Origin of the sequence: Sphingomonas sp. UV9 (assembly GCF_004101245.1) — a bacterium.
Taxonomy (GTDB): Bacteria; Pseudomonadota; Alphaproteobacteria; order Sphingomonadales; family Sphingomonadaceae; genus Sphingomonas.
Window position 1 is genome coordinate 1,215,408 of the sequence record NZ_SCIN01000001.1, and the last position, 25,376, is coordinate 1,240,783.

Annotated in this window: 23 protein-coding genes and 1 tRNA gene; 14 read left to right on the top strand and 10 right to left on the bottom strand. The window is 64.5% G+C overall.

The annotated features are described in order from the left end of the window. The first annotated feature begins 175 nt into the window (after positions 1 to 175). The 4 genes from EQZ23_RS05375 (at position 176) to EQZ23_RS05390 (ending at position 2,696) form a co-directional block, all read left to right on the top strand. A complete protein-coding gene (locus EQZ23_RS05375; protein ID WP_128453345.1) occupies positions 176 to 958 on the top strand; it encodes a glucose 1-dehydrogenase in 783 nt (260 codons plus the stop codon). A gap of 186 nt (positions 959 to 1,144) precedes the next feature. Next, positions 1,145 to 1,891 (top strand): SDR family oxidoreductase, encoded by a 747-nt coding sequence (locus tag EQZ23_RS05380; RefSeq protein ID WP_128453346.1) that lies wholly within the window; start codon positions 1,145 to 1,147, stop codon positions 1,889 to 1,891. 136 nt (positions 1,892 to 2,027) lie between these two features. Next, complete coding sequence (locus EQZ23_RS05385; RefSeq protein WP_128453347.1) at positions 2,028 to 2,438, top strand: cupin domain-containing protein; 411 nt, start codon at positions 2,028 to 2,030, stop codon at positions 2,436 to 2,438. Positions 2,439 to 2,441: 3 nt separating this feature from the next. Next, complete coding sequence (locus EQZ23_RS05390; RefSeq protein WP_128453348.1) at positions 2,442 to 2,696, top strand: tautomerase family protein; 255 nt, start codon at positions 2,442 to 2,444, stop codon at positions 2,694 to 2,696. 559 nt (positions 2,697 to 3,255) lie between these two features. On the opposite strand, the gene EQZ23_RS05395 is transcribed toward EQZ23_RS05390, so the two are convergent. The 7 genes from EQZ23_RS05395 to EQZ23_RS05425 all read right to left on the bottom strand — a co-directional run bounded on the left by EQZ23_RS05395 (position 3,256) and on the right by EQZ23_RS05425 (position 14,750). Next, the gene (locus tag EQZ23_RS05395; protein WP_164913382.1) at positions 3,256 to 6,663 is read right to left on the bottom strand and encodes an amidohydrolase family protein; all 3,408 of its coding nucleotides are present in this window, start codon (positions 6,661 to 6,663) and stop codon (positions 3,256 to 3,258) included. A 1,092-nt stretch (positions 6,664 to 7,755) separates the two neighbouring features. After that, a complete protein-coding gene (locus EQZ23_RS05400) occupies positions 7,756 to 9,336 on the bottom strand; it encodes a M12 family metallo-peptidase (protein WP_128453349.1) in 1,581 nt (526 codons plus the stop codon). A gap of 10 nt (positions 9,337 to 9,346) precedes the next feature. Continuing rightward, positions 9,347 to 10,486, bottom strand: a complete 1,140-nt coding sequence (locus EQZ23_RS05405; RefSeq protein ID WP_128453350.1) for a hypothetical protein — start codon at positions 10,484 to 10,486, stop codon at positions 9,347 to 9,349. A gap of 467 nt (positions 10,487 to 10,953) precedes the next feature. Next, positions 10,954 to 11,643, bottom strand: a complete 690-nt coding sequence (locus tag EQZ23_RS05410) for a replication protein A (RefSeq protein ID WP_128453351.1) — start codon at positions 11,641 to 11,643, stop codon at positions 10,954 to 10,956. Positions 11,644 to 11,662: 19 nt separating this feature from the next. After that, the gene (locus EQZ23_RS05415; protein ID WP_128453352.1) at positions 11,663 to 12,928 is read right to left on the bottom strand and encodes an integrase arm-type DNA-binding domain-containing protein; all 1,266 of its coding nucleotides are present in this window, start codon (positions 12,926 to 12,928) and stop codon (positions 11,663 to 11,665) included. 160 nt (positions 12,929 to 13,088) lie between these two features. Next, positions 13,089 to 13,173 (bottom strand) — tRNA-Leu (locus EQZ23_RS05420). Positions 13,174 to 13,241: 68 nt separating this feature from the next. Further along, positions 13,242 to 14,750, bottom strand: coding sequence for a YifB family Mg chelatase-like AAA ATPase (locus EQZ23_RS05425; RefSeq protein ID WP_128453353.1), 1,509 nt, complete (start codon positions 14,748 to 14,750; stop codon positions 13,242 to 13,244). Between the two features lie 130 nt (positions 14,751 to 14,880). On the opposite strand from EQZ23_RS05425, the gene EQZ23_RS05430 reads away from it, so the two are divergent. The 9 genes from EQZ23_RS05430 to dapE all read left to right on the top strand — a co-directional run bounded on the left by EQZ23_RS05430 (position 14,881) and on the right by dapE (position 21,901). Beyond that, positions 14,881 to 15,183 (top strand): hypothetical protein, encoded by a 303-nt coding sequence (locus EQZ23_RS05430; RefSeq protein ID WP_240663276.1) that lies wholly within the window; start codon positions 14,881 to 14,883, stop codon positions 15,181 to 15,183. Positions 15,184 to 15,270: 87 nt separating this feature from the next. After that, positions 15,271 to 15,405, top strand: a complete 135-nt coding sequence (gene rpmH, locus EQZ23_RS05435; protein ID WP_031393806.1) for a 50S ribosomal protein L34 — start codon at positions 15,271 to 15,273, stop codon at positions 15,403 to 15,405. A gap of 56 nt (positions 15,406 to 15,461) precedes the next feature. Further along, entirely contained in the window at positions 15,462 to 15,800 is a 339-nt protein-coding gene (gene rnpA, locus EQZ23_RS05440; RefSeq protein WP_240663279.1) for a ribonuclease P protein component, read from the top strand. A gap of 82 nt (positions 15,801 to 15,882) precedes the next feature. Continuing rightward, positions 15,883 to 16,140, top strand: a complete 258-nt coding sequence (yidD, locus tag EQZ23_RS05445; protein WP_128453354.1) for a membrane protein insertion efficiency factor YidD — start codon at positions 15,883 to 15,885, stop codon at positions 16,138 to 16,140. Continuing rightward, complete coding sequence (gene yidC / locus EQZ23_RS05450; RefSeq protein ID WP_128453355.1) at positions 16,137 to 17,846, top strand: membrane protein insertase YidC; 1,710 nt, start codon at positions 16,137 to 16,139, stop codon at positions 17,844 to 17,846. Before yidD ends, yidC begins: the two co-directional genes overlap by 4 nt. A gap of 26 nt (positions 17,847 to 17,872) precedes the next feature. Next, on the top strand, positions 17,873 to 18,523 hold the full coding sequence (yihA, locus tag EQZ23_RS05455) for a ribosome biogenesis GTP-binding protein YihA/YsxC (protein ID WP_128453623.1): 651 nt from the start codon (positions 17,873 to 17,875) through the stop codon (positions 18,521 to 18,523). An 82-nt stretch (positions 18,524 to 18,605) separates the two neighbouring features. Next, positions 18,606 to 20,045 (top strand): S41 family peptidase, encoded by a 1,440-nt coding sequence (locus tag EQZ23_RS05460; RefSeq protein ID WP_240663281.1) that lies wholly within the window; start codon positions 18,606 to 18,608, stop codon positions 20,043 to 20,045. A 72-nt stretch (positions 20,046 to 20,117) separates the two neighbouring features. Then, positions 20,118 to 20,789, top strand: coding sequence for a glutathione S-transferase (locus EQZ23_RS05465; protein WP_128453356.1), 672 nt, complete (start codon positions 20,118 to 20,120; stop codon positions 20,787 to 20,789). Continuing rightward, positions 20,786 to 21,901: a succinyl-diaminopimelate desuccinylase gene (gene dapE / locus EQZ23_RS05470; RefSeq protein ID WP_128453357.1), complete on the top strand. Its 1,116-nt coding sequence runs from the start codon at positions 20,786 to 20,788 to the stop codon at positions 21,899 to 21,901. The genes EQZ23_RS05465 and dapE overlap by 4 nt, the downstream gene beginning before the upstream one ends. Positions 21,902 to 22,062: 161 nt before the next feature. On the opposite strand, the gene EQZ23_RS05475 is transcribed toward dapE, so the two are convergent. From EQZ23_RS05475 to EQZ23_RS05485, 3 genes are read right to left on the bottom strand one after another with little or no spacing between them, the layout of a single operon-like run. Next, a complete protein-coding gene (locus EQZ23_RS05475; RefSeq protein ID WP_164913383.1) occupies positions 22,063 to 22,689 on the bottom strand; it encodes a Smr/MutS family protein in 627 nt (208 codons plus the stop codon). Further along, positions 22,664 to 24,022: a murein transglycosylase A gene (locus tag EQZ23_RS05480; RefSeq protein ID WP_128453625.1), complete on the bottom strand. Its 1,359-nt coding sequence runs from the start codon at positions 24,020 to 24,022 to the stop codon at positions 22,664 to 22,666. The genes EQZ23_RS05475 and EQZ23_RS05480 overlap by 26 nt, the downstream gene beginning before the upstream one ends. 2 nt (positions 24,023 to 24,024) lie before the next feature. Beyond that, positions 24,025 to 24,669: a Tim44/TimA family putative adaptor protein gene (locus EQZ23_RS05485; RefSeq protein WP_128453358.1), complete on the bottom strand. Its 645-nt coding sequence runs from the start codon at positions 24,667 to 24,669 to the stop codon at positions 24,025 to 24,027. Positions 24,670 to 24,836: 167 nt separating this feature from the next. On the opposite strand from EQZ23_RS05485, the gene secB reads away from it, so the two are divergent. Next, positions 24,837 to 25,358: a protein-export chaperone SecB gene (gene secB, locus EQZ23_RS05490; protein ID WP_128453359.1), complete on the top strand. Its 522-nt coding sequence runs from the start codon at positions 24,837 to 24,839 to the stop codon at positions 25,356 to 25,358. The last annotated feature ends 18 nt before the right edge of the window (positions 25,359 to 25,376 follow it).

A 25,376-nucleotide genomic window follows, 5' to 3' on the forward strand; every position in this document is an offset into this window, starting at 1 on the left:
TGAGCGCCGCTCATCTATGCGGCGCGCCGTAAGCGGCCATGAGGACGCCGCAGCATGTCGGTCCAGTGAAGCGGCTGCACCGGCTCGGTGAATGGTGTTCATGGAATGGTCGTCGGTCGGTTTCGTTCTGGACAGTATCCGCGGCGATGAAGCCGCCCCAGCACGAGGAAATGACATGGTCGACCAGACCCAGAGCTACGCGGGCAAGGTTGCCTTCGTCACCGGCGCCGCCAACGGCATCGGGCGCGCAACCGCCATCGCCTTCGCCAAAGCCGGCGCACACGTTGCCGTCGTCGATCTGAACGATGTCGGTGTCGCCGAGGTCGCCGACGCGATCGAGGCGTCGGGCGGCAGCGCTGTCGGCATCACGTGCGACGTATCGAAGGGCGAGGACGTCCGAGCCGCACTCGCCAAGACCATCGAGGCATTTGGCGGGATCGACATCGCCTTCAACAACGCCGGTATCGAGCAGCAACAGATCCCGCTCGCCGACCTCAGCGAGGACGATTTCGATCGCATGACCGCGATCGACCTGCGCGGCGTGTTCCTCTGCATGAAGTACCAGATCCCGCTGATGCAGAAGCGCGGCGGCGGCGCGATCGTCAACACCTCGTCGGGCGCGGGCGTCGTCGGGATCGCAGGGCAGGCCGGCTACGTCGCCGTCAAGCACGGGGTGATCGGAATGAGCAAGTCAGCAGCACTCGAATACATCCGCGACAATGTCCGCGTGAACGTCATCTGCCCCGGCATCATCGAAACGCCGATGATCACGGACCGGGTGTCGGGCGGGACCGAGGAGGGCCAGAACAAGATGATCGCGCAGGAACCGATCGGTCGGATGGGAAAGCCCGAGGAGATCGCCGCCGCCGTGCTCTACATTTGCTCCGACGCTGCCGCGTTCATGGTTGGCCATGCCATGGTCGTGGATGGTGGACAGACGGTCGGGCTTGGCGGCTGAACGACACGTCGGCGGAGGGATGTCGCGTCTCATCCCTGCGAACGATGAGCGTCATTCACCGTGGCATCAACGACATCGCGGGTAATCCGGCGCCTTCGCCCTACCCATATTCTGGGTACCAAGTGATCGCATCGGCATCGCCGGATCGCGTCGCCCCGGACACCCAGAAAAATGGAAGACATCGACATGACGGATCGTATCAACGGCAAGATCGTCGTGATCACCGGGGCCTCGAGTGGCCTTGGCGAGGCCGCGGCGCGGCATCTGGCGGCATGCGGCGCGCGCGTGGTACTCGGCGCGCGTCGTACCGATCGCCTCGATACGCTTGTCGCGGAGATCGTCGCGGCGGGCGGCGAGGCCCTGGCGGTGCAGACCGACGTGACCGACCGTGCAGCGGTCGCCAACCTCGTCGATACCGCGGTCCAGCGCTTTGGCCGGATCGACGTCCTCATCAACAATGCCGGGATCATGCCCCTGTCCGCGCTGGAAAGCCTCAAGGTGGACGAATGGGACCGCATGATCGACGTCAACATAAAGGGGGTGCTGTACGGGATCGCCGCCGCGCTGCCGCATATGAAGGCGCAAAAATCGGGTCAGGTGATCACGACCTCCTCCGTCGCCGGCCATGTCGTATTCCCGGCATCGGCGGTCTATTCCGGCACCAAGTTCGCGGTCCGCGCCATCTGCGAAGGCTTCCGTCAGGAAGTGAAGGACTATAATATCCGTACCACGATCCTGTGCCCCGGCGCCGTGAAGACCGAGTTGCTCGAGCATATCTCAGACGACAGTGTCCGGTCTGCCAACAGCGATTATGTCGGCCAGGTCGGCATCTCTGCCGACAGCTTCGCCAGGATGGCGGCGTTTGCGATCAGCCAGCCCGACGATGTCGACGTGAACGAGATCATCTTCCGCCCGACCGCGCAGCTCTTGTGATTCCGGCGACACAACAGAGCGCCAGCGCGGCGTTGCGCACTGTTCACCAAGGGCAAACATGATCAAATTTCTAACGATTTCGGCAATTCTCCTGGCGTCCAACGGCGTCGCGCATGCACAACAAGGAAAGCGTAAGATGGATATCTCCCGCAAGGCAGACCTCAAGACCGTCCCCGGTCCCGAGGCGTATTTCACCGGCAAGGTCACGATCACCGGCCAGTTTCAGCGGCCCGAGCCGTCGCGCGTCGGCGGCGCCGTGGTCCATTTCGAGCCGGGCGCACGTACCGCGTGGCACACCCACCCGGCCGGGCAGACGCTCATCGTCACCGAAGGCGTCGGCTGGACGCAGGTCGAGGGCGGACCAAAGCTTGAATTCCATGCCGGCGACCAGCTCTGGTGCCCTGCGGACCACAAGCACTGGCACGGCGCGACCGCGCATGAGGCCATGACCCACATCGCGATCCAGGAATCCGTCGACGGCACCCCCGTCACCTGGATGGAAAAGGTGAGCGACGAGCAATATCTCGCGCCGTTGGCGAAGGACTGAGCGATGCCGCACGTCATCGTCAAACTATGGCCCGGCAAGTCGGACGATCAGAAGTGCCGGCTTGCCGACGCCATCGCCCGGGATGTGACTGACATCCTCGGCTATGGCGATGACGCGGTATCGATCCTGTTTGACGAAGTCGCGCCGGGCGACTGGGCGGAGCGTGTCCACGAACCCGAAATTCTCGGCCGCTGGAACGATCTCGCCAAGCAGCCGGGCTATGGCGCGAGCCCAGTGGATCAAAGGCATCACCCATAATCTTGGAAGAGGCCTTCACGCTGCCGAACGGCGTCAGCGTCTTAAAAGCGGCTTGGTACGTGGCAGATCGCGACCGATAGAAGCCGTTTGAATACGCTACCGGGTTGGTGGCCCCTAAACCGGCCATATTATTTAAGTGAACCAATATCTTAAGTCGAAAAACGGAAAGCGTAACGCGAATGACCGGGTAATGGGCGGAAGCCGCCCGACAGCTTCCTGCGGCGCGAACGGCGGCTTCGGTCGAAAGTGGTCGTTCGGTCACCCACTTGGGAACGGCCGACTCTGGTCGACACCGGAAGGCAGGGTCTGGGACATTGCCGCCGTTGGCGTGAGACATGTCATACGGCGGCTCTGGTCAAGAAGCCGACATTCGATGTTCGTTCGACCTGCGTTGCACAGCCACTGAAGCTGAGTATCGCGGCGTCGACCGTCTCGACCGACAGCTGCTCAAAGATTAGCGGCGCGTGCGGATACGACGTATCTTCCCTCTTCCGATGGGAGAGGGAAGATACGCTGAAGGTCAAGAAGGGCGAAGTTGACGGGTATGGTGGATCGCCGCTCAGTCGACGTCGCCGAAACCATGGCCGACAGTGATCTTCACGCCCGTATCCGTGCCGGCACCCGCGCCTTCCCACCAATAGGGCAACCGCTTGCGCGCGCCGGTGACGACCTCATTCAGCGTTGCCGCGTCGTATAGCCGCCCGCCAAGCATCACTTGCGACACCGTGTCGCTGTTGCGGATATCGACGTTTGGATCGGCATCGAGAACGACCAGATCGGCGAGCTTGCCCACTTCAAGAGAGCCGACATCCTTGTTGTACCCCAGCGAACGCGCCGACTCGATCGTGCCGGCACGGAGCGCCTCGATCGGCGTGAAGCCGCCGCGCACAAAACTCCATAGCTCCCAATGGGCGCCAAGCCCCGGCTGCTGCCCATGCGCGCCGATTGCCACTGGCACGCCCTTGTCGGCAAGCTTCTTCGCCTCGCGCGCGGTCGCGCCGTCAACATAATCCTCCTCCGGCGCAATCTCGCGCCGCGCGTTCTGCGCGGCGAGCAAAGCGGGTGGCGCGTGGCGGCTGAGCAAGGGATGCCGCCAGACGTCACTATGCGCCCGCCAGTAGGGATCGCCCGCCGGCCCGCCATAGGCGACGACCAAGGTGGGCGTGTAGCCGACGGTCGACTGCGACCATAAACTCACTACATCGGCATAGAAGTGCTCCAGCGGCACGTTGTGCTCAACGGTGGAATTGCCGTCCTGCACCAGGCTCATGTCCAACGTGAACAGCGATCCACCCTCGGGAACCACCTCCATATTCTCGGCCTGAGCGGCAGCGACGACCATCTGGCGCTGTTCGCGGCGCGGCTGGTTGTAGTTCTTCACACTGTGCGCGCCTTGCGCCTTGAGGCGACGGACGACGGCGAGCGCATCCTCGTACGTGTCGATCTGCGCGTACACGTCGGGTGCTTTGGCACCGTAGATGATCTCCCCGGTCGAGAAGGTACGCGGCGCGAGCAGCATACCGGCCTGCTGCATTTCTGCCGCCGGAAAGACTTCGGCCGAGCGGGATGAGGGATCATGAATCGTCGTCGTGCCGAGTGCGAGATTGGCCATTGCCGACCAGTTCTGCTGCGGCACGAGCTCGTCTTCGCCTTGCGGTCCATGCGCGTGCGCATCGACGAGCCCCGGAATGATCGTCTTGCCGCCGAGTTCGACAGTCTTGGCGCCTGCGGGCACCGCGACCGAGCCGCGCGGGCCGATCGCGGCGATGCGGTCGCCCCGGATCAGGATCGTGGCGTCGTCGATTATCCCGCCATCCTTTGAGGCCATCGTGATGACGCGCGCACCGGTAAGGGCGACCGTGCCCGTGGCCTTGGCAGCAGTCACCGGCATCGACAGCGACACTCCGGTGCGGGGGGCGGCGAATTTCGGTGCATCCTCGCCGGCCGGCACATCGCGGAACAGCGCGCTGGTCTGCGCGGTGTATAGCGTCGGACCGGCGCTCCAGTGCATCGCCTTGCCGTCGTTCGACCAGTTGATGAAGTCGGCGCCGTCGCCGCTGACGCGGGTGATCGGCAACGCCCCGGACTTGGCCGATCCGTCGGCCGTCACTGCCTGCTTGCCTGGCATCAGCGGCATCACGAACGCTTCGTAATTCTGCCGGAAGGCAATGTAGTCGCCCGCGGGCGACACTTGATAGTCGTTAATCAGCTCGCCCTCGGCATGGACGCGGCGATCCTGCCCGTCGAGCCCGGTGCTGATCAGCTGTCGCTTGTCCTTTTCGTTGACGATCAAGAACACGCGGTCGCCGCTCGCGCTGAATTGCGGCGACGCGGCGTCCTTGGCGATGCGCACCGGCGCGCCGCCGGTCGTCGCGACGCGGTACGCCCCGACGCCGGGATTGCCGCGCGCGGACGTCAGCCGGCCGCCTTCGCCCTGTTCGAAGACGATCGTCTGGCCGTTGGGCGAGAAACGCGGGATGCGGTAATGCCCGGCGGCCGTTGTGACGGTACGGGGCGTTCCGCCGCTGGCCGCGACGGTGCGGACCTGGCCGAGCCCCGCATCGCTCCAGCCGACGAACACGATCTGGCGCCCATCCCGCGACCAGCTTGGGAACAGCTCCATTTCCTCCTGCCCGCGCGTCAGCCGGGTCGGCGTGCCGCCCGACATCGGCCTAGTCCACAATTTACCGAGCGTTTCGAACACCACGGTGCGGCCGTCGGGCGAGACGCTGGCCCAGCGCGGCATCTTGGTCGCGAACGTATCGGGTGCGACCTCGATCTGCGGGTGCACCGCATCGACGATCACGCGCGTATCGTCGATGCGGAACGGAATCACCGCGCCGCTGCCGTCGTCGGGGTTCACATGGCGCAATTTGCCGCCGGCCCAGAACACGATCTCCTTATCACCGACCGTCCAGGCCATCTCGGGATAGACGCCGGTCACCGCCCAGGTTTCCTGAACGTCGCGATCGAGCGGGCCGTACACGATACGCTCGACGCCGCTGGCCAGATCCTTGACCCACAATTTGGTAACGTTGTTATCGCGCCGTACGAATGCGATCCGTTTGCCGTCGCGGCTTGGCGTGGGGCGTACCGACCCACCGACGCCAGAGATAACGGTGGTCACCTCGCCCGAATCTAGGTCGTAGCGCTCGATATCGAACAGATCGGTGCGCGAATTCTGCGCATATTCGAAGATCGGGCCGGGCGACACGTTGCGCGTGTAATAGATGCTCTTTCCGTCGCGGGAGTAGATCGGCTCCCCCAGCTCCTTTTGCAGCACTTCGCTCGCGCGCTTGACAAGCTGCACACCGCCGCCGCCCGACACGTGATACAACCAGATTTCGCCGGTGCCGAGCGACCGCCCGGTGGTGAAATGCTTCTTGGCGGCAATAAAGCGCCCGTCCGCACTCCAGCTTGGCTGATTAAGGAGACGAAAATCTTCCTTGGTCACCTGACGCTTGTCGCTGCCATCGGCATTCATCACCCAGATATTGTCGCCGCCGCCGCGATCCGAGGTGAAGGCGATCCGCCGCCCGTCGGGCGAGAAGCGCGGCTGATGCTCGAACGCCAGGCCGTCGGCGATACGCTTCGGCGTGCCACCCGCGATCGGCATCGTATAGATGTCGCCCAGCAGATCGAAGGCAAGCATGTGGCCGTCGGGCGAAACGTCGACGTTCATCCAGCTGCCTTCGTCGACCCGGATCGGAACTTCACGCGTCTTCAGGCCACGTGGATTGCTGACGTCCCAGACAGGCGGCTTCTTCGGCGTGGCGACCGCGACGGGCGCGACGGACGGCGTCGCCGGCGGGGGCAACGTGCCGGTCTGCTCCGGGCCCGGCGCTGTCGCCTTGTCCTCCGGCCCCTGCGTCTGCTCGACCGGCTTGTTCACTGGCGGCGGCACGCTCTGGGCCGAAAGCCGCGCGGCCAACAGGCATAAGGCAAGAGTGGTATATGTGTGCTTCACGGTACGCGGATCTCCCTTTGCAAGCTAGCTTAGCCGATCCGCCGCAGCGGTCATCCGCAAAGACCGAGGCGGACGCTGCGGTCGCTAATGGCGGCGCTTGCCACGCGTTCTATGTTGAGCCCTGCCCGTCGTCCGCCCGTTTCAGCTAGGCGGTCGGGGGGCTGCCCCGCTTAGTGAACGAACGAGCATGAACCATTCGGCTTCTCCAAAGCGGCCGTTCCGCTTTCACCACAAGCTACCGGTTGGCCCCCGCCCCACAGCATGAACGAACGTCCGCTTACGCCGATCGCTACCCGAAAGCGGCCAGTCCGCTTTCCACCAGTCGGGTCTAAGTTGCACACCCAAATACGGCGCAAGAACCCCCGCCTCGCCCGCTTGCTTCTTATGTGCCTTTCAATGCATTCGGAATATCTGCTGAGCGGTGGCGTAAACACGTGCCCCCCCCCAAGCCGCAATAATCTATCCGGCTCTGATGCGGATTGATGAACCTGCGACCCCATTTAACACGCTTTTCCCCCCGCCTCGCCCGCGTACTTTCTGTGTCGCAAAAGGTGCAATCCCAGACCGGCCGGAAGCCGGCCCAGGTCCTAGGGCGCGCGGCGTTTAGAACCGGCGCGGCGTGGGTGCAGTTTGGTGCACTTGGGGGGGGATGCCGGGTGCAGCCTGTGGGGAGTGGCAGTCGAGAGGCGTTTGGGCAAGGCCCCGGCACCCGAGCCGCACTGGCACCCCGGCTCCGCGTGTCAGATCAATCCCCTCACCTCGGCCGCCCCCTCTTAGCCCGCCTCGTGGCTCTTTCGTCTCGTTACCCCAAATACCGCGCAAGAACCCCCGCCTCGCCCGCGGGCTATTTCGATGTCTTTTGATGCATGCTCGAGGTTTGATGCTACCGGGCGGACACGCTAAGGTTTCGCGGCCGATGATTGTGCGAACGATGGTGCAGATTGATGCAACTGTCACCACAGCTTCGCACCCTTTCCGTCCCCTGACGACAATCCGACCGCGCTCGTAAAATTCGGGGGCTCTAAAGGTTCGTTCGTAGCGGTCACGTCCGCGGCTGGAGATTAAGGAGCCAGGCGAACAAGGCCGCTTCGATCAAGGTAGATTGCGGGCGTATACCGGCAACATCTCGCTTATCAGCTTGGCATCGTAGTTTCTGGCACTGGTACCAAGTGGCATGCCGTCGAGTGTCTGGTTCGGGTTCGCCCAGCGGTTAATGCGGGGACATGTCGTGCACTCGCCGCCCGCATAGGCCATGATCGTTCTCCAATAGTTGCCGTTTCTGAAGCCGTGGGCGTAGGCGAAAGGCTTATCTTCGGGGTCGGTGTCCGGATCATGTCTAGCACCGAGCAGATGTCCGAGCTCATGCGGAAACGAACTGTTTTCCCAAGCGCAACGCCAATTGACGAGCGCAAAGCTGTGCGCCGCATTAACATGGATGCCGGCAGCATTTCCACAGTAGGCGTCCATTGCCACAAATACGATCACGGCGTCAGCCCTGACCCGGCGGCGCCAGGCGTGTACGTCGTCAAAGCGATTGTCTCCCTGCGCTACTACGGCATCGGTCATAGTATCGAAGTCGGCGATCTCCGTGCCTGACAGTTCGGTCGTTCCTGCAAGCGCGACAGAACCTCTGATGTCGCTGTTGGCGAATCCGGAATTTGTATGGGCTATCGCAAGCGCCGCCAACGCCTCGATGGTTGTTCCCGGTCTCGCGGCGCGAAGCGAATCTAGCGCCTGCCGGGTGTAAGCGACGCCTATCGTGAGGGGGCCGCTTGCACTCGCGTCGGCGGTCGCAGAGCTTGAAAGGTCTCGTGCGACGTTCTCCAAAGGCATAGCGTCGTTCGTCTCCGACGTCTGGCGTACCGATGGATGCTCAGCCGGGAAGGTTGTCTGGTCGACCTTTGCTATCGCATGCAGCCCTCCAGACAGGGGAATAATCGAAAACGTCTCCGTTCCCACTTCGACCGACCCCGTGATCCGATCACCGGTGACGATCAGATTCACAGTCCCATCCGGAAGTCCGGCGGGGGCAGATGTGGCTGCGGGATCTGCGGCGGCGGTACTTCCGGGCACATTAGTGGCGGAGTCTGCGAGCGACGTGCCACTGCCGCTCCATTCAAGCGAATTGTCCGCGGTCCTGCTTGCGAGACGACGGTTGGCCAGCACATCGAGACCGGGTCGGACATTGAACACGACCGGTGCCTCGGATCCTGCGCCCTCGGCCGTTCCTTTCGTTTTATCTAGCAGTCTCGACGTGGTGTCTCCCGTGCGCAGTCGTACCAGATGAATGTCCTTTAGCGCTTGGTCTGCCGAAATCTGTTGGAACGCGCGGCTCTGTGTCGGTCCAAGGTCGGCTCCCGATACCGGCAGGAAAAGCGTCCGATAGTCTTCGCCTACATAATCGATGGCGGCGATGTCGCGTCGCCGGACTGCCCGAAAAGCACTTGCGACCTTGTCGGTGGGGACATGCCAGACTTCTGCATCCAGGTTCGGAACCGGGTCGCTCTGAGACACCTGCAGATCAGCCTTTAGGCGGTCCCAGCTTTCTCGGCTGTGCTTCCCGTCCAGCGTTACGAACAGGGACTGCCCGGCCGGCGCTGCCAGGTGCACCTCCTGAGCGAAGCATGGCATGGAATTTGTTAATGCGAATGCAAGGGCAACGATCGATCTCATATCGCTTCTCCTAGATCAGGGTATCGCATCTCTGCTTGGCCGTTCCCGTCGCGTTTTTCCGCCAAGCACCCGTCTGCACATGCCGCAGCGCTGTCAGAGTCGACCTGCATGCAAGCACACCGGCCCCCTTCACGCTCCCCGTCTCTGTGTCGGTCACGAGGTAGCTCACAATCGACGCGCCACTGACCTTCACCGGATCAACGCCGAATGTGGTCGCGATGTTTTTGGTGTTGATCAAGGATCCGCTTGCCTGCTCGACGCGTACTCGAAGCACCAGATTGGCGCTCTTGGCGAGCGCTTCCATCCTGCCGGCTGCGACGATCGGCGCGACGTTATTTCCCTCGGGTGTCGTCGCCCGCTCGGAAAACGCCTTGAAACGAGTGAGTGCGTACTCGATAGCTACGGCCGACCGCTTCTCAGTTTCGTGAGTTGGCTTTTCTGGTAATCTATTGCGAGCGGCGCGCGCCATTTGCGCATCTGTCACCAGCTTGCTGTATGCTGTAGCCGTCGCTGTAACGGACGGCGTCTTTATTACCGCCCCCGGAATATACCCGGTCGTAAGTTTGCCGGCCACCGCTACCGCGAGAAGTCTGCTGGAAAGCGCGTTCGTCAGGTCAAAGCCGGTGATAGTCGTCTCGGAAGCAAGCAAGCCTGTGACTATTTTGCCAGCCGCCATCATGCTGGCAACGGTAAGGTCCGCCGTACCCGGCGGCTTCCGCCCCAGCGCCTCGTCAATTAGGCTCTGAACCGCCGTCATTTCGGCAATCACGGACTCGTACCTTGAAAAATCGAACAGCTCGTCACCGGAGAGGACAATGAAGGTCCCGAGCGAATTGACCTTGTCCACAATAAGCGAGGCAGCGCCCCCTAGCGTATCGACCGCAAGAAGCAGCGCTTCGGCCTTTCCGGCACCGTCGCCGAGCGTACTCTTATTTTCGAACGATGGCAGGCCCAGCGAGGTTACGCGCGCGCGGTCGAGTTCGGCCTGGGCATTGATCCTGTCCTTCTCGGCGTTTGTTCGATCCTTTTCCGCAATAATTCGGTTAGTTTCAGCGGTTATGGCGTCAGTGCTTGGCAAAGTCTGTGCCCGAAGCGTGACGGACGGCGCTACAATGGCGAAGGCCAGAGGAAAAAATCCGAGCGCGCGCATATACTCTCCTCCATGTGGTCAAGCACGGACGCTTACTCATGTACATATGGTAGACTGCACAATCGAAGATACAAAATTTTAATTAGAATCCAATGCGGGGTTATGGATTTTTTCTTACAACTAATGCCGAAATCTGAGATCAAAGTTGTTAGAAAATATTGCGGCAGAATGGCATCGAAGCACGATGCTATATTATCTGATGAAATATCTCCGATTGAACAAACTGCCCTACTCTCAGCTTTGGACCGTCGTTTGGCGTCGTGAATACATTGTGGCGCATTCCATGCGCTTGCGCTCATGGCTATACCGCACCGATTTCACGCATCCTCCCTAGGATGCACGGGACGGCGCAAGCCGGCACGCTCACCCGCGGTCGCTGGATGCTGACCCCGGTGGGTTCGAGGCCTCGGGGACTTGGTGGAGCTTCACACTGCGCACGCCATAGGCGTTCCTCTTATATTTAGATCTTACAGGGCCTCTCTGTGACCGCTCGGCGGATTTGCACTATCAACGAAGGCGCGGACGCGGGCGAGGATGGCGCGCAGCTCGGGGCTCTGGACCTCGGCGATCACGTCGTCGACCGTCGCGGTGTCCAGCTTCTTCTGACGCGCGAGCTTCTCGGCAACGGCGCGGACGAACTCGCTAGGCTTACGGAGCATACGACGGACACACTCGCGCACCGTGGGCGGCTGTAGCAGGATGAAGGCGTTCGAGATCTGCTCGCTCTGCTGTTCGTCAGGCTCGGCATTCTCGATCGGGACGCATCGGCGGATCCAGTCGAGGAAACCGCACGCCTTCAATCGATCGAGCGCCTCGCCAACGGCGCTACGCGACCGGTGTATCTTGTCCGCGATCCATTGGTAGGTCGGATCTAGCCGGCCGTCCTTACGGCCGCGCAAGCGCAACAGGCAACGCAGCACTTCGAGCCCGATCGCGCCGAGCGCGCCGTTGCGCTTCCCCGGTAGCTTCGTCTCGTGATCGAACGCCTCGGCCGCGCGCATCCGCGCGTTGTGCTCGGTCTTCGGGAATGTGTTGTGCACACGCCAGAGAGACACTTCCGAGCCACCGGCATTATGGCTGTTGCGCCGAACGAGCGAGTTCGACCGCGCGCGGTCGCGGACGCCAGTAGTGACCTCGTTGAAAGAGCGCGCGGTCATGCCGCCGCTCCCGCGCTCGTCAGGCGTGTTGCCGCAACCCCGTCAGCAACGATTCCAGCGGTGCGAGCTCCTGGACCAGCAGGTCTGCCCATTCCTGCGCCAGTTCGCGCCTGCGTGGCATATAGGCGGCGCGGTTGTACGCGGCCTCGACGCTGTTGCTCGGCACGTGCGCCAGCATCAGGTCGATGATCGCGCGATCCCCTACCCTGCTCTCCACGCCCGCCAGCTCGTTCATCACGGTCGAGAACGTCGATCGCCAACCGTGCGGGACGTGAAGCCCCGTGAACCCGGCTTCCCGATAGGCCTTGCTCAGCGTGCTGTCGCTCAGCGGCCGGCGCGGATGGCGCACGCTGCGGAAGATCAGCGGTCCCTTCCCCGAGAAGTCCATCGCGACGGTAATCGTCTCGACCGCCTGCCTGGACAGCGGCACGATGAATTCGAAAGCCGCATCCTCCTTCTGGTCGACGACCAGTTTCATCTTGGCCGCCGGGATACGCCAGATCGGCTCCGGCCCGCCCAGCCCCTCGAATTCCTTCGGCTCGGCCATTCGCAGCACGCCAGAGCGTACGGCCGTGAGCGACAAGAAGCGTGACGCCAGTTTCGTCAGCGGATGCGCCGGCTGTTCCTCGACCTTGCGCAAAACGATTCGCGCGGCTTCCACCGTCCGCACCGCGGGTTGCTTGCCGCGCTTGATCGGTGACAGCGCACGTTGCGCGACCGCGGCAGGATCGGCCGCAACGATGCCGCTGCCGATCGCGCGGGCAAAGACTTCCGAGATCCGCTGGCGGATGCGATGCGCTGTCTCGATCGCCCCGCGCTCCTCGACCGGTCGCAGCACCTTGAGCACCAGCGGTGTAGTGATCGCATCGATCGGCAGGTGCCCGAGCTTCGGATAGACGTCCTGCACGAAGCTGTTCTTTACGTTCTGCGCATACCGCTTCGACCAGGTCGCGTCCTGGCTGACCAGCCAGTCTTCCGCAATCGTCTTGAACGTCGCCCCCACCCGAGCGACCTGCGCAGCCGCCTGCTGGACCTTGTGCACCGACGGGTCGACGCCATCCCGCAACAGCTTGGCCGCGTTTTCGCGCATCGCGCGCGCCTGGAGCAACGTCGTGTCCGGATACGACCCGAACACCAGGCGCTTCTCCTTGCCCGCAAATCGAAACTTCATACGCCAACTGCGATAGCCGCTCGGCATGACGAATAAATATAGTCCGCCGGCGTCGCCGAGCTTGTAAGCCTTGTCCTTCGGCTTGGCCTTTTTGATGGCGGTATCGGTCAGCATTCGGTGCCCCCACCCAAAGAAACTGGTGCCCCCGAAGTGCCCCCAAATGATTGGCGCTGCATGGGGTAACAGTGGGACGCGGCGGGACGCCGCACAACCCTGTAACGACACCAAAAACCGCCCCTTGCGGGACGGTTTGGGATGCGTTGGAATTAGTGGTTGGTGCCCCTGGCCGGAATCGAACCAGCATGCCTTGCGGCAACCGATTTTGAGTCGGTCGCGTCTACCAATTTCGCCACAGGGGCAGCGGCGGGTTGGCTAGACGAAGCTTTCGTCCGCCGCAAGCCGTCTTGGCGTGCCGGATCGCGTTTCGTCAGTTCCGCGGTCGTTGGCGGCGATAGCTCAGCGCTTCGGCGATGTGGATGCGCCCAACGGTCTCGCTGCCGGCGAGATCGGCGATGGTGCGGCCGACACGGAGGATGCGGGTATAGCCTCGGGCGGTCAGGCGCATTGCTTCGGCCGCCTGGGCGAGCAGCCGGCGACCGGCTTCGTCGGGAGTGGCAACGGCATCCAGCAACGCGCCATCCGCCTCTGCGTTCGTGCGGACCGGATGGTCGCGGTAGCGGTCGGTCTGGATCGCGCGCGCGGCGGCCACCCGGGCGGCGACCTCCACCGAGCCCTCGCCGGGGGGCGGGAGAATTAGGTCCGCGGCGCTGACCGCCTGCACGTCGATGTGAAGGTCGATCCGGTCCAGCAGCGGACCCGACACCTTCGCCTGATAGTCCGCCGCGCATTTTGGCGCTCGTGCACAGGCCAGGCTCGCATCGCCTAAGTGTCCGCAACGACACGGGTTCATTGCCGCGATTAACTGCACGCGCGCCGGGAACGTGACGTGCGCATTGGCACGCGCGACGCTGACCGTGCCTGTTTCGAGCGGCTGGCGTAGCGAATCGAGGACGGCGCGCTGGAACTCGGGGAGTTCGTCGAGGAACAGGACGCCGAGATGCGCGAGGCTGACCTCCCCTGGCTTCACCTTTAGCCCTCCCCCCGTGAGCGCCGCCATTGAGGCGGAGTGATGCGGCGCACGAAATGGCCGCGTTCTAGTCAGCTGACCGCCGGATAGCGTTCCGGCCACCGATTGGACCATCGACACTTCGAGCGCCTCGGCGGGATCGAGCGGTGGCAGGATGCCGGGCAGGCACGCGGCCATCAGTGACTTCCCCGACCCCGGCGGCCCGACCATCAGCAGATTGTGCGCCCCCGCCGCGGCGATCTCGAGCGCACGCTTGGCAGTCTCCTGTCCCTTGACCTGCCGCAGATCGGGGCCGTGATCGGATGCCTGGACGATACCGGGCTTGGGCGGACTGAGCAGGCCGTGGCCCTTGAAGTGGTTGAGCAGCGACAGCAGGTCGGGCGCGGCGATGACCTCGATCTCGCCCGCCCAAGCCGCCTCCGACCCTTGCGCCGCGGGACAGACGAGCCCCTTCCCCACTTCCGACGCGTGCAGGGCCGCCAGCAACACACCCGGCGAGGCGGTGATCCGCGCGTCGAGCCCAAGTTCGCCGACGACGACGTAATCCGCCAGCGCCTCGGCATCGACCACACCCATCGCCGCCAACAAGGCAAGCGCGATGGGTAGATCGAAATGCGATCCTTCTTTCGGAAGATCGGCCGGCGACAGGTTCACCGCGATGCGTTTGGGCGGCAGCGACAGCCCCATCCCTGCGATCGCGCCGCGCACGCGTTCGCGACTTTCGCCGACCGCCTTGTCCGCCAATCCGACGACGTTGAACGCGGGAAGTCCTGGAATCAGTTGGACTTGCACCTCGACCGCACGCGCTTCGAGCCCCAGATACGCCACCGTCGTTACGATCGCCGCCATGCCCGCTCCCCTGCGACACGACGTCACGCCTTATTCATACCCGATTTGCCATGTCTGCAAGACCGTGCGGCATGATGCCGTGGACCCGCGCCGTCTTGCCATCCTAATACACCGGACCCACATGCCTGCCGTGAAAGCAGTCCGTTCCCCCGTCCTTCGCTTCGGCCAGCTCGTCCTCGGGGTGCTGCTGATCCTGAGCGCACCGATTCTCGCGCCATTGCCGGGGCCGGCCGGGATCTTCCTGTTCGCAGGCGGTATGGTGCTGGTCCTGCGCAATTCCCGGTGGGCGCGGTTGAAATGGGCGCGGTTGAAGCGGCGCTGGCCGCGGACCGGGCATTTCGTTGATCGCATGATGCGGCGGCAGAGCGCGATGCGGCGGCACGAGCGCGCGAAGGCAGCTAAAAGCGCCCTTGCCGCTACCGGTGTGAATTGACTTCCCCCGCCCGTTTCCGTAAGCGCCCAGCCATCAAGGCCGTCCTCGTGGCGGCCGTTTTCTATTTGATGACCTAGGGAATGACCAATGAAGCGGACCTTTCAGCCGAGCAACCTGGTACGCGCACGCCGTCACGGCTTCCGCGCACGGATGGCGACGGTCGGCGGCCGGGCAGTGATCCACGCACGCCGCGCCCGCGGTCGCAAGAAGCTGTCGGCCTAACCGTTATCGACAAGCGCCGCGATTTTCTCGCGGCGAATGCGGGGAAGCGCGCACCGATGCCGGGATTCGTCCTGCTCATGCGCCCCCGCGATGACGGTGATGCAACGATGCGAATCGGCTTCACCGTCACCAAGAAGATCGGCAACGCTGTCGTCCGGAACCGCATGAAACGGCGGTTGCGGGCGTTGGCGCGTGAGCTGTTGGCGGAGCGCGGCGTGGCCGGGGCCGATCATGTGCTGATCGGTCGTAACGGCGGGATCGAGCGGGATTACGCGTCGTTGCGGACGGAGTTGGGCAAGGCTCTACGCAAGGTTACCCCGCAGGTTACCGACACCGCATCGGCGCAAGCCACCACCCCGGCGAAGGCCGGGGCCCAGGTGGGAAAGCGCCTGTGATGCAGGATCGCCATTCGTTAACTGCATCCCCCAACTGGACCCCGGCCTTCGCCGGGAAACACGGTGAGGTGGTGATCGCATCATGCTAGCCCGCCTCCTCATCCTCCTCGCGCGCGGCTGGCAACTGGGTCCCTCGCTCATCCTGCCGTCGAGCTGCCGCTACGATCCTTCCTGTTCAGCCTATGCAATCGAGGCCGTTGGGCGCTATGGCGCGCTCAAGGGGGGCTGGTTGGCGGCGAAGCGCATAGCGCGCTGCCATCCGTGGGGCGGGTACGGACCTGACCCGGTTCCCGACCACGACCCAGACATCGACAAGAAATTGAAAGACGCCGCCCTGTGAAAGACGACAAGCAGAATTTCGTGCTGTTCGCGGTGATCGCGGCGCTGATCCTGTTCGGATGGCCGCTGATCCAGGGCAAGTTCTTCCCGACCGCGAATCCGCCGGTCACAAGGATCGAGGGCGGCAAGTCCAAGCCCCTGACGAACCCCGCGGCCGATCCCGCCGCCGACGGTGCCGCCGCCATCGGCGACCGCAACGCCGTGATCGCGAGCACCCCGCGCATTCGCATCGAGACGCCCCGCGTGTCGGGTTCGATCAACCTGAAGGGTGCGCGGATCGACGATCTGGTGCTCAAGGGCTATGACGAGACCGTCGCGAAGAACTCGCCGCCGATCCGCCTGCTCTCCCCCGCCGGTGCGCCGGACGCGTATTTCGCGAGCTTCGGCTGGCGCGCGCAGGGCCTCGCCCCGCCCGCCGCGGATGCCGTCTGGACGCCCTCGGGTGCCACCACGCTGACGCCGACCACGCCGGTCACGCTCGACGCGACCAACGCCACCGGCCAGCGCTTCCGCATCCAGATCGCGGTCGACCAGGATTACATGTTCACGGTCCGCCAGACCGTCCTCAACGCCGGCTCCGCGCCCGTCCCCGTCGCCACGTACGGCCTCGTCAACCGGGTCGGCATCTCGAAGGACCCGTCGTCGATGACGATCCATGTCGGGCCGATGTCGGTCGACAATGGCGGCGCGCATTACCGTCCGAATTACAAGGATATCGACGAGGCCGCGCAGAAGTTCACGACGACCGGCGGCTGGCTCGGCTTCACCGACAAATACTGGCTGACCGCGCTTGTTCCCGACCAGGGCCAGGCGTTCGACGGCCAGTTCCGCGCCGGCGCCAACAAGGCCTATCAGGCCGACTACGCGCTCCAGCCCAAGCAGGTCGCCCCCGGCCAGTCGATCACACAGGTCTCGCGTTTCTTCGCCGGCGCCAAGGAAGTCCGCCTGCTCGATCGCTACACCGATCAGGCCGGCGGCGTCGCCAAGCTCGATTACGCGATCGACTGGGGCTGGTTCCGCATCGTCGAGAAGCCGATCTTCTACTATCTCGACTGGCTGTTCCGCATGGTCGGAAACTTCGGCGTCGCGATCATCCTGCTGACGGTCACGATCCGCGGCCTGCTGTTCCCGATCGCCCAGCGCCAGTTCAAGTCGATGGCCGCGATGCGCGCCGTCCAGCCGAAGATGAAGCTGCTGCAGGATAAGTATAAGGACGACAAGGTCCGCATGCAGCAGGAGGTTATGGCGCTCTACAAGGCGGAGAAGGTCAATCCGCTCGCCGGCTGCGCCCCGACGCTGCTCCAGATTCCGATCATGTACGCGCTGTACAAGGTGCTGATGCTGACGATCGAGATGCGTCACCAGCCGTTCGTCGCGTGGATCAAGGATCTGTCCGCGCCCGATCCGCTGACGCCGCTCAACCTGTTCGGCCTGCTGCCGTTCACGCCGCCGCACATGATCGCGATCGGCGTCGTGCCGATCATCCTGGGAATCAGCATGTACTTCCAGTTCAAGCTGAACCCGACGCCGATGGACGACACGCAGAAGCAGGTCTTCAAGCTGCTGCCCTGGGTGCTGATGTTCGTGATGGCGCCGTTTGCGGTCGGCCTCCAGGTGTACTGGATCACGTCGAACGTCCTGACGATCATCCAGCAGAAGCTGCTCTATGCCCGCCATCCGGGCCTGAAAGTACCGGTGACCAAGTGAACGATGTCCCTAACTTAGGTCCAGACCTGGAGAAGACCGACGCGCCGTTCACCGCCGAGCAGCTGGAGCATGCGCGCAAACTGTTCGCCGGGCATGTCGGCTTCCTGAAGTCCGCACCGACGCTCGAATTCCTGCCCGACGCGTCGGTGCCGGAGGTGGCGTTCGCGGGTCGATCCAACGTCGGCAAGTCGTCGCTGCTCAACGCGCTCACCGGCCGCAACTCGATGGCGCGCACGTCGAACACGCCGGGCCGGACGCAGGAGCTGAACTTCTTCGAGGTCGGCGCACCGCTGGCGTTCCGCCTCGTCGACATGCCCGGCTACGGCTTTGCCAAGGCCCCCAAGGACGTCGTCAAGAAATGGCGCTTCCTGATCAACGACTTCCTGCGCGGCCGTGACGTATTGAAGCGTGCGCTCGTGCTGATCGACTCGCGTCACGGCATCAAGGACGTCGACCGCGAGATCCTCGAAATGCTCGACAAGGCCGCGGTCAGCTACCGGATGGTGCTGACCAAGGCGGACAAGATCAAGGCGTCCGAACTCGCCGAAGTCACCGAGCGCACGGCCATCGAGGCCCGCAAGCGTCCCGCGGCGCATCCGGACATCCTCGTCACGTCGAGCGAGTACGGCATGGGTATCCCCGAACTCCGCGCGGCGGTGGTCGAAGCGGTCAGCTAAAAGAACGGTTGCGGATCGATCTTCGGTTTCCGGCTGACAGTGTCCCTCAAACTCCGTAGCTTCCTGTAAAAGGGGAGTGGGGATGCGTAGGCGTGTTGGGGCGATGCTGGCGATGGCTGCGATGCTGTCGGGCTGCGGGGGTAGTGACGGCGGTACGACTTCGACGGGCGGGAATACGCCCTCACCAACGGCGACGCCGACGCCGACGGTGTCCGCAGGATGCTCGTTGCGCGAGCGCCAGGATTGGGCCGCGGCGCAGTTGCGCGAATGGTATTTGTTCCCGGACACGCTGCCCGCGACGCTCAGCCCCGCGTCCTACACCACGGTCGACGACTATATCGACGCGCTGACCGCCACCGCGCGAGCGCAGCGGAAGGACCGGTATTTCACCTATCTGACGTCGATCAAGGAAGAGAACGCCTATTATAATTCCGGATCCAGCGCAGGCTTCGGGATCCGTTTTGCGCTGGATCAGAGCGGCCAGCGCCTGTTCTCGGCGGAGTCGTTCGAAGGCGCGCCGGGGCTTGCGGCAGGGATCGATCGCGGCACGGAGATACTGGCGATCGGTACGACGTCCGCCACGCTGCGGACCATCGGTGCGATCGTCGCCGCAGAGGGCACGGCCGGACTCACGACCGCGCTCGGCCCCGATACCGCCGGAACCTCGCGGGTCATGCAGATCAACGACGCGGCCGGTACGCGTACCGTCACCGTCACCAAGACCGACTTCTCGCTGCTGCCGGTCTCGACCCGCTATGGTGCGAAGATCATTCAGGATGGCGGGCAGAACGTCGGCTACATCAATCTGCGGACGTTCATCAAAACCGCGGAGCCCGCGCTGAAGACCGCCTTTGCCGATTTCCGCGCGAAAGGCGTTACCAAGGTGATCGTCGATCTGCGCTACAACGGCGGCGGCCTGATCGAGACGGCGGAATATCTGGGCGACCTGCTCGGCGGTGCCCGGTCGACCTCCGAAGTCTTCGACTATGTCACCTTCCGCACCGAGAAGGCCTCGAACAACACGACCCGCTTCTTCGCGCCGCAGCCCGAATCGATCGCGCCGACGCGGATCGCATTCATCGGCACGGGCGGCACGGCCTCGGCGAGCGAACTGGTGATCAACGCGTTCACGCCATACCTGCACACCAATGCCGGTCTGATCGGCACCAACACCTACGGCAAGCCGGTCGGTCAGATCGCGCTCGACAAGGAAGCATGCGATGATCGCCTGCGCGTGGTGGCACTGGCGACCCAGAACGCTGCACGCAGCGGCGATTATTATGACGGACTGGCGACCAAGGTCGAGGCGTCCTGTCAGGCGTCGGACGATATCGGCTACCAGCTCGGCGACCCGCTCGAATCGTCCACGCGCCAGGCCCTGAACTTTCTGGCCGGGCGGAGCTGTACGCCGATCACGGGCGCTGCGAATGCACGATCGTTCCGTACCGCCGAGACGCGGCGCGATCTGCTGATGCCGGATCGTCCCGGCACCGCTCAGCGCGAGGTACCAGGCCTGTTCTGATACGGACGCGTCGAGCCCGATCTGCAAGCGGGGCGATTGCCTCTTGTCGCCCCCTCGCCTAGCACCGCGCGCATGAAACTGATCATCGGCAACAAGGCCTATTCCTCCTGGTCGCTGCGCGGCTGGCTCGCGTGCAAGCAGTCCGGACTGCCGTTCGAGGAGGTGGTCGTGCCGATGTACGACGCCGATTGGGAAAAGCGCCGCTCAGGGAACGAGTTCGCGCCGTCGTCGGGCAAGGTGCCGATCCTGTGGGACGGCGACGCAGTCGTTTGGGACAGCCTGGCGATCGTCGACTATCTCGCCGACAAGGTCGGGCGCGAGCGCTTCTGGCCCGAGGACAATGCCGCACGCGCGATGGCACGGTCGATGGCGGCGGAGATGCATTCGAGCTTTGCCGCGCTGCGTCGCAAGCACAGCATGAACGTCCGCCAGGTGTTCCCGGCGCGCACGCCCGACGACGACGTGCTCGCCGAGTTGCAGCGGATCATGGAGATCTGGGCACAGGCGCGCGCACGCTTCGGCGGCGGCGGCGATTTCCTGTTCGGCCAGTTCGGCGCGGCGGACATCATGTTCGCGCCGGTCGTGACGCGGATCGTGACCTACCAGTTGCCGATCGCGCGCTTTGCCGGCGGCTATATGCAGGCGATGTTCGAGCATCCCTTCATGCAGGACTGGATCGCGGCCGCACAGGAAGAGGAATGGGTGCTCGAACAATATGAGCAGCCCGCAACCGCAACCGCATGATCGACGCCGTCGCGCTAACTCAGGCGCTGCTGCGCGCAGATAGCGTCACGCCCGCGCGCGGTGCGGTATTCGATGTCCTGGAGGCGGCGCTGGTGCCGCTCGGCTTCGCGGTCGATCGGTTCGTTGTCGGTGAAGCGCCGGACGGACCAGTGGAGAATTTGCTCGCCACACGCGGGACCGGACCGCGGCATCTCGCGTTCGCCGGCCATGTCGATGTCGTGCCACCGGGCGAGGGCTGGACCGGTTCGCCCTGGTCCGGCGAAGTCCGCGGCGGGCTGCTCTACGGACGCGGCGCGGTCGACATGAAGGGCGCGGTTGCCGCATTCGTGGCTGCCGCCAGCCGCAGCGATGCCGGCACGCTGTCGCTGATCATCACCGGCGACGAGGAAGGCCCGGCGACCTACGGCACCGTTGCGCTCATGGAGCGGATGGCCGCGAGGGGGATCGTGCCCGACCTGTGCCTGGTCGGCGAACCCACCTCGACCGCGCGGCTCGGCGACATGGTGAAGATCGGGCGACGCGGTTCGGTCAACATCTGGATCGACGTGCCGGGGCGTCAAGGCCATGTCGCCTACCCGCATCTCGCTGATAATCCGATCCCGCGCCTGATCGCGATCCTCGCCGAGATCGAAGACGTCGTGCTCGATGAGGGGACCGACTGGTTCCAGCCGTCGAACATCGAGGTCACCGACATCATCGTCGGCAACCCCGCGCACAACGTCATCCCGGCCAAGGCGTCGGCGCGACTCAGCATCCGGTTCAACGACCGTCATCGCGGGCCGGAGCTGATCGCGCGCATCCGCACGATCGCCGAACGCCATGCGCCTGATGTGGCGATAACCGGCAAGGTCTCCGGTGAAGCCTTCCTGACCGAGCCGGGCGCGTTTTCCACATTGCTCTCGGAGGCGATCCTCGCATCGACCGGGGTCACGCCGGAGCTGTCGACCACCGGCGGCACCTCCGACGCCCGCTTTCTGTCGAAGCTGTGCCCGGTGGTGGAGTTCGGCCTGATCAACGCGACGATGCACAAGGTCGACGAAGCCGTCGCGGTCGAGGATCTGCTGACGCTGACGGATATCTACGCAGGTGTGATCGACCGGGCGTTGCGATAAATAAGCGACGCAGTATCCAAATCCTCCCCCGCCAGGGGGAGGTGGCGCCGAAGGCGACGGAGGGGGAGGAACACGCAACAGCGGTTCTCCCTCACCTCCCCCTCCGTCTGGCGAGAGCCAGCCACCTCCCCCTAGCGGGGGAGGATTAGCCCTAATGTCGCCTAATCGCGCCCTCGGCGCAGGACGATATACAGCGCCCCCGCGCCGCCATGCCGCGGATGCGCCCCCCGAACGGCGGCGATCGAGTCCGCGTGACGCGAGCCCGCCAGCCAGTCCGCCACCGCCGACCGGATCGCGCCACGCGCATGCGGACGCTCGCTCTCGGGCCGCGGCGGCTTGCCCGTCACCAGCAACAGTACGCGATCCCCGCGCGCGATCGCCCGCCCCAGCCCGACATCGAGCATCGCATGCGCCGACGCCAGCGTATGCCCGTGCAGATCGATCGAGCTGTCGGGGATCACCGCGCCGCGCACCAGTTTCTTGTCCCAGCCGCCATCGAGCGTATTCGCGGTAATCGGCTTGGCGACCGGCCGCGGTGCCACCACCGGCTTCGCCCCCGGCCGGCTGGCGAAGGGCGTGACGATGGTGCGGACGATAGGCTTTACCCGGCCCATCGGCGCGGGCGGCGGGGGGACGATCTTGCCGTTGGGCCCGATCGACGGCTTGGGCGGAGCCGGCAGCGGCGTGAGATCCGGGATGCGAACCGCGACCGCGCGCATCGGCCGAACGGTCTGCATCACCCGCGCCCAGAGTTGCGCCTCGTCAGGGTTGAGGGGTCGGCCCGCCATATTGCGCCCCATTCGCTTGGCCATTGAGACGCTGGACGGTGCCGATCGGCAGCAACAGGAACGCGGTTCCGCGCCCCGCCATGCCGCCTGCGGTCGACTCGGCGGCCGGGCCGGCGCCCCAGAACGTGTCGAAGCGGTTGCTGCCCTTGATCGCGCCGCCAGTATCCTGCGCGACCCACAAACCGCTCGCATCCTGCCGGTCGAGCGACAGGAATACGGGCGCGCCCAATGGCACGAACTTGACGTCCGCCGCCGCACTCACCTGCCCGGTGACCGGCAGGCCGAGTGCCCCCAAGGGTGCCCCCTCCAACTCGCGAAAGAACACGAAACTCTTGTTCTCGCGCATGATCGCCTGCCCTTCGGCCGGATGCGCGTGGAGCCAGGCGACGATCCCCTGCATCGAGGTCTGGCCCGGTTGCAGCAGACCGCGCGACTTCATCAGAGCACCGATGCCGGTGTAATCGCGACCGTTCTGCGTTGCATAACCGATCCGCAATATCTCGCCGTCGGGCAACCGAAGCCGCCCCGACCCCTGGATCTGCAGGAAGAACAATTCGACCGGATCGCGCGCCCAGGCGAGGATCGGAGCCCGCCCCGAAAGCGCGCCCTGCTCGATCGCGGTACGGTCGTAATAGGGCACCAGATTGCTGCGATCGACGCGACCGCGGACTTTCTTGCCCTTCAAACTGGTCGAGAACGTGCCGAGATCGACGTCGATCAGGTCGTTCGGCCGCCCGTAGATCGGCGCATAGCCATCACGACGCTCGAGCGAGCCCGCGATCTCCGGCTCGTAATAGCCCGTCGCGAACGCCTTGCCGTCGCCGACCTGCACCGCTTCGAACCACTGCGTGAAAAAGGTGCGGGCACCGCCGCGCGCGACCGAAGCCGCCGCCGCACAGGCCGGCTGCCAGTCGGCGCCGCGCGTCAAGCCCGACGTATCGGTGCGGCGCATCAGCGACGGGCAGCTCGTGATATAGGCGGAGAGCGCCGACTGCGCCTGGATCTCGTCGATCGGCAAGCTCGCGATCGGCGGTCCCGCAGTGACGCCAGCGGTTACCGCGTTGGTCGGTGCGGTCGGAGCAAGGACTGGGAGCGGCAACATCGGCACCGCGCCGACGATCCGCGCCGGCATCTGGATGCCGCGGATGTTGGGCGAAGCGCCGGTATCGCGCGAGGGATGCACCCGCACCGGCCCTGCAGGTGTTTCGCGACCCGCGTTGCCGCCACGATCGACCGGCGCGGGGCCCGAGCGCGGCGGCTCGACGCTGCCGACGCACGCGCTCAATAGCAGCGAAAGACCTATCCCGCCGAGCCCCGCCCCCCTGAAGCGCACGATCAAGCCTCGTCGGTGTCGGCAAGCTTCCAGTTCGGATCGCTGCTTTTCAGCGTCCGTGCGAAGGTCCAGACGTCGTGCGTCTCGACCGCATCGGTCAGCGATCCGGCCAGAACATTGCCCTCGCCGTCACGCGTGACGGCGGCGATGTCTGCGTCGAACCGTACCGTTATCCGCGCATCGCGCCCCGAAACGCTCGCATCGGAAATCACCGCGCGCTCGATCGATACAAGACGGTTGTCGAGCACTTCGCCCGCCGCGACCCGCGCTGCGATCGCTTCGGCGAAGGCCGCGCGAACGTCGTCCTCGGCGAGATAGCCGAGTTGTTCCTCGTCGCCCTTCCAGAAGGCTTCGAGCACCATGCGGTATGCGCCTTGCGCGCCTTCAAGGAACTGGTTGACGTCGAACCCGGGTTCGCTGGCGACGATCGATCGCAGGCCAGCTTCGGCCTGCGGTTCGATGTTGCGGCTGACGACCTCGCGGGGTTCAGGCGTCGCATCCACCGTTCGTGGAACGGCGGCGAGCGCAGGACGGTCCTCGGCCGCGCGCGGCAAGGGCTGTTCATGCCCCGTCCGCTTGCCGAGCACGCTATACAGTCGCATCGCCAAGAAGCCTGCAACCATCGCGAGAAGAACTACGTAAAACAACCGTGCCTCCGATCTTCGGGCTAACATAGGCCAAAGCTGCGCTTATTCAAACCCGGGCCCGTTGAAACGCCCGGTCGGCACTGCTACTCGCAGCCCTCTGACCGACATGAACGCGCAAGCGTCCCGCTTCGGTCCCTATCTCACGCTTCTTCGCAAGGACACGACGAATGGATGATCAGGACAATGGCGTGACCGCGCCCGACCAGATGGGCGACCAGCTCGTGAACGGCGAGGACACGATCCCCGCCGCCGGCCTGATCTCGCAATACGTCAAGGATCTGTCGTTCGAGAACCCGAACGCCCCCGCCGTCTACCAGAACCAGACCCCGCCGGCGATCGACGTGCAGTTCAACATCGGTGCGGCGCAGGTCGGCGACGAAGTGCATGAGGTCGTGCTGAAGATCGACGTCCGCGCCGAAACCGACGGGCAGGTCGCGTTCATCGTCGACCTCTCCTACGCCGGCCTGTTCGGCCTGCGCAACATCCCCGCGGAGCATGTCCAGCCGTTCCTGCTGGGCGAGGCCCCGCGCCTGCTGTTCCCGTTCGCCCGCCGGGTGCTGTCGGATGCGGTCCGTGACGGTGGCTTCCCGCCGCTGCTGCTCGAGCCGATCGATTTCGGCCAGCTGTACCTGACCCAGTCGGAGCAGCAGGGCATCCAGCCGAACGTCGGCGATTTCGGCCAGGCCTGATCGACCGGAGGCGGAGGG

What these genes read in the sequence shown, in the direction of transcription:
- dapE (WP_128453357.1), top strand. Translation starts at nt 20,786, where the DNA reads ATGATCGACGCCGTCGCGCTAACTCAGGCGCTGCTGCGCGCAGATAGC.
- EQZ23_RS05390 (WP_128453348.1), top strand. Translation starts at nt 2,442, where the DNA reads ATGCCGCACGTCATCGTCAAACTATGGCCCGGCAAGTCGGACGATCAG.
- EQZ23_RS05415 (WP_128453352.1), bottom strand. Translation starts at nt 12,928, where the DNA reads ATGCTGACCGATACCGCCATCAAAAAGGCCAAGCCGAAGGACAAGGCT.
- EQZ23_RS05375 (WP_128453345.1), top strand. Translation starts at nt 176, where the DNA reads ATGGTCGACCAGACCCAGAGCTACGCGGGCAAGGTTGCCTTCGTCACC.
- EQZ23_RS05460 (WP_240663281.1), top strand. Translation starts at nt 18,606, where the DNA reads ATGCGTAGGCGTGTTGGGGCGATGCTGGCGATGGCTGCGATGCTGTCG.
- EQZ23_RS05400 (WP_128453349.1), bottom strand. Translation starts at nt 9,336, where the DNA reads ATGAGATCGATCGTTGCCCTTGCATTCGCATTAACAAATTCCATGCCA.
- EQZ23_RS05405 (WP_128453350.1), bottom strand. Translation starts at nt 10,486, where the DNA reads ATGCGCGCGCTCGGATTTTTTCCTCTGGCCTTCGCCATTGTAGCGCCG.
- secB (WP_128453359.1), top strand. Translation starts at nt 24,837, where the DNA reads ATGGATGATCAGGACAATGGCGTGACCGCGCCCGACCAGATGGGCGAC.
- rnpA (WP_240663279.1), top strand. Translation starts at nt 15,462, where the DNA reads ATGCCGGGATTCGTCCTGCTCATGCGCCCCCGCGATGACGGTGATGCA.
- yidD (WP_128453354.1), top strand. Translation starts at nt 15,883, where the DNA reads ATGCTAGCCCGCCTCCTCATCCTCCTCGCGCGCGGCTGGCAACTGGGT.
- EQZ23_RS05465 (WP_128453356.1), top strand. Translation starts at nt 20,118, where the DNA reads ATGAAACTGATCATCGGCAACAAGGCCTATTCCTCCTGGTCGCTGCGC.
- EQZ23_RS05410 (WP_128453351.1), bottom strand. Translation starts at nt 11,643, where the DNA reads ATGACCGCGCGCTCTTTCAACGAGGTCACTACTGGCGTCCGCGACCGC.
- EQZ23_RS05385 (WP_128453347.1), top strand. Translation starts at nt 2,028, where the DNA reads ATGGATATCTCCCGCAAGGCAGACCTCAAGACCGTCCCCGGTCCCGAG.
- EQZ23_RS05380 (WP_128453346.1), top strand. Translation starts at nt 1,145, where the DNA reads ATGACGGATCGTATCAACGGCAAGATCGTCGTGATCACCGGGGCCTCG.
- EQZ23_RS05475 (WP_164913383.1), bottom strand. Translation starts at nt 22,689, where the DNA reads ATGGCGGGCCGACCCCTCAACCCTGACGAGGCGCAACTCTGGGCGCGG.
- rpmH (WP_031393806.1), top strand. Translation starts at nt 15,271, where the DNA reads ATGAAGCGGACCTTTCAGCCGAGCAACCTGGTACGCGCACGCCGTCAC.
- EQZ23_RS05425 (WP_128453353.1), bottom strand. Translation starts at nt 14,750, where the DNA reads ATGGCGGCGATCGTAACGACGGTGGCGTATCTGGGGCTCGAAGCGCGT.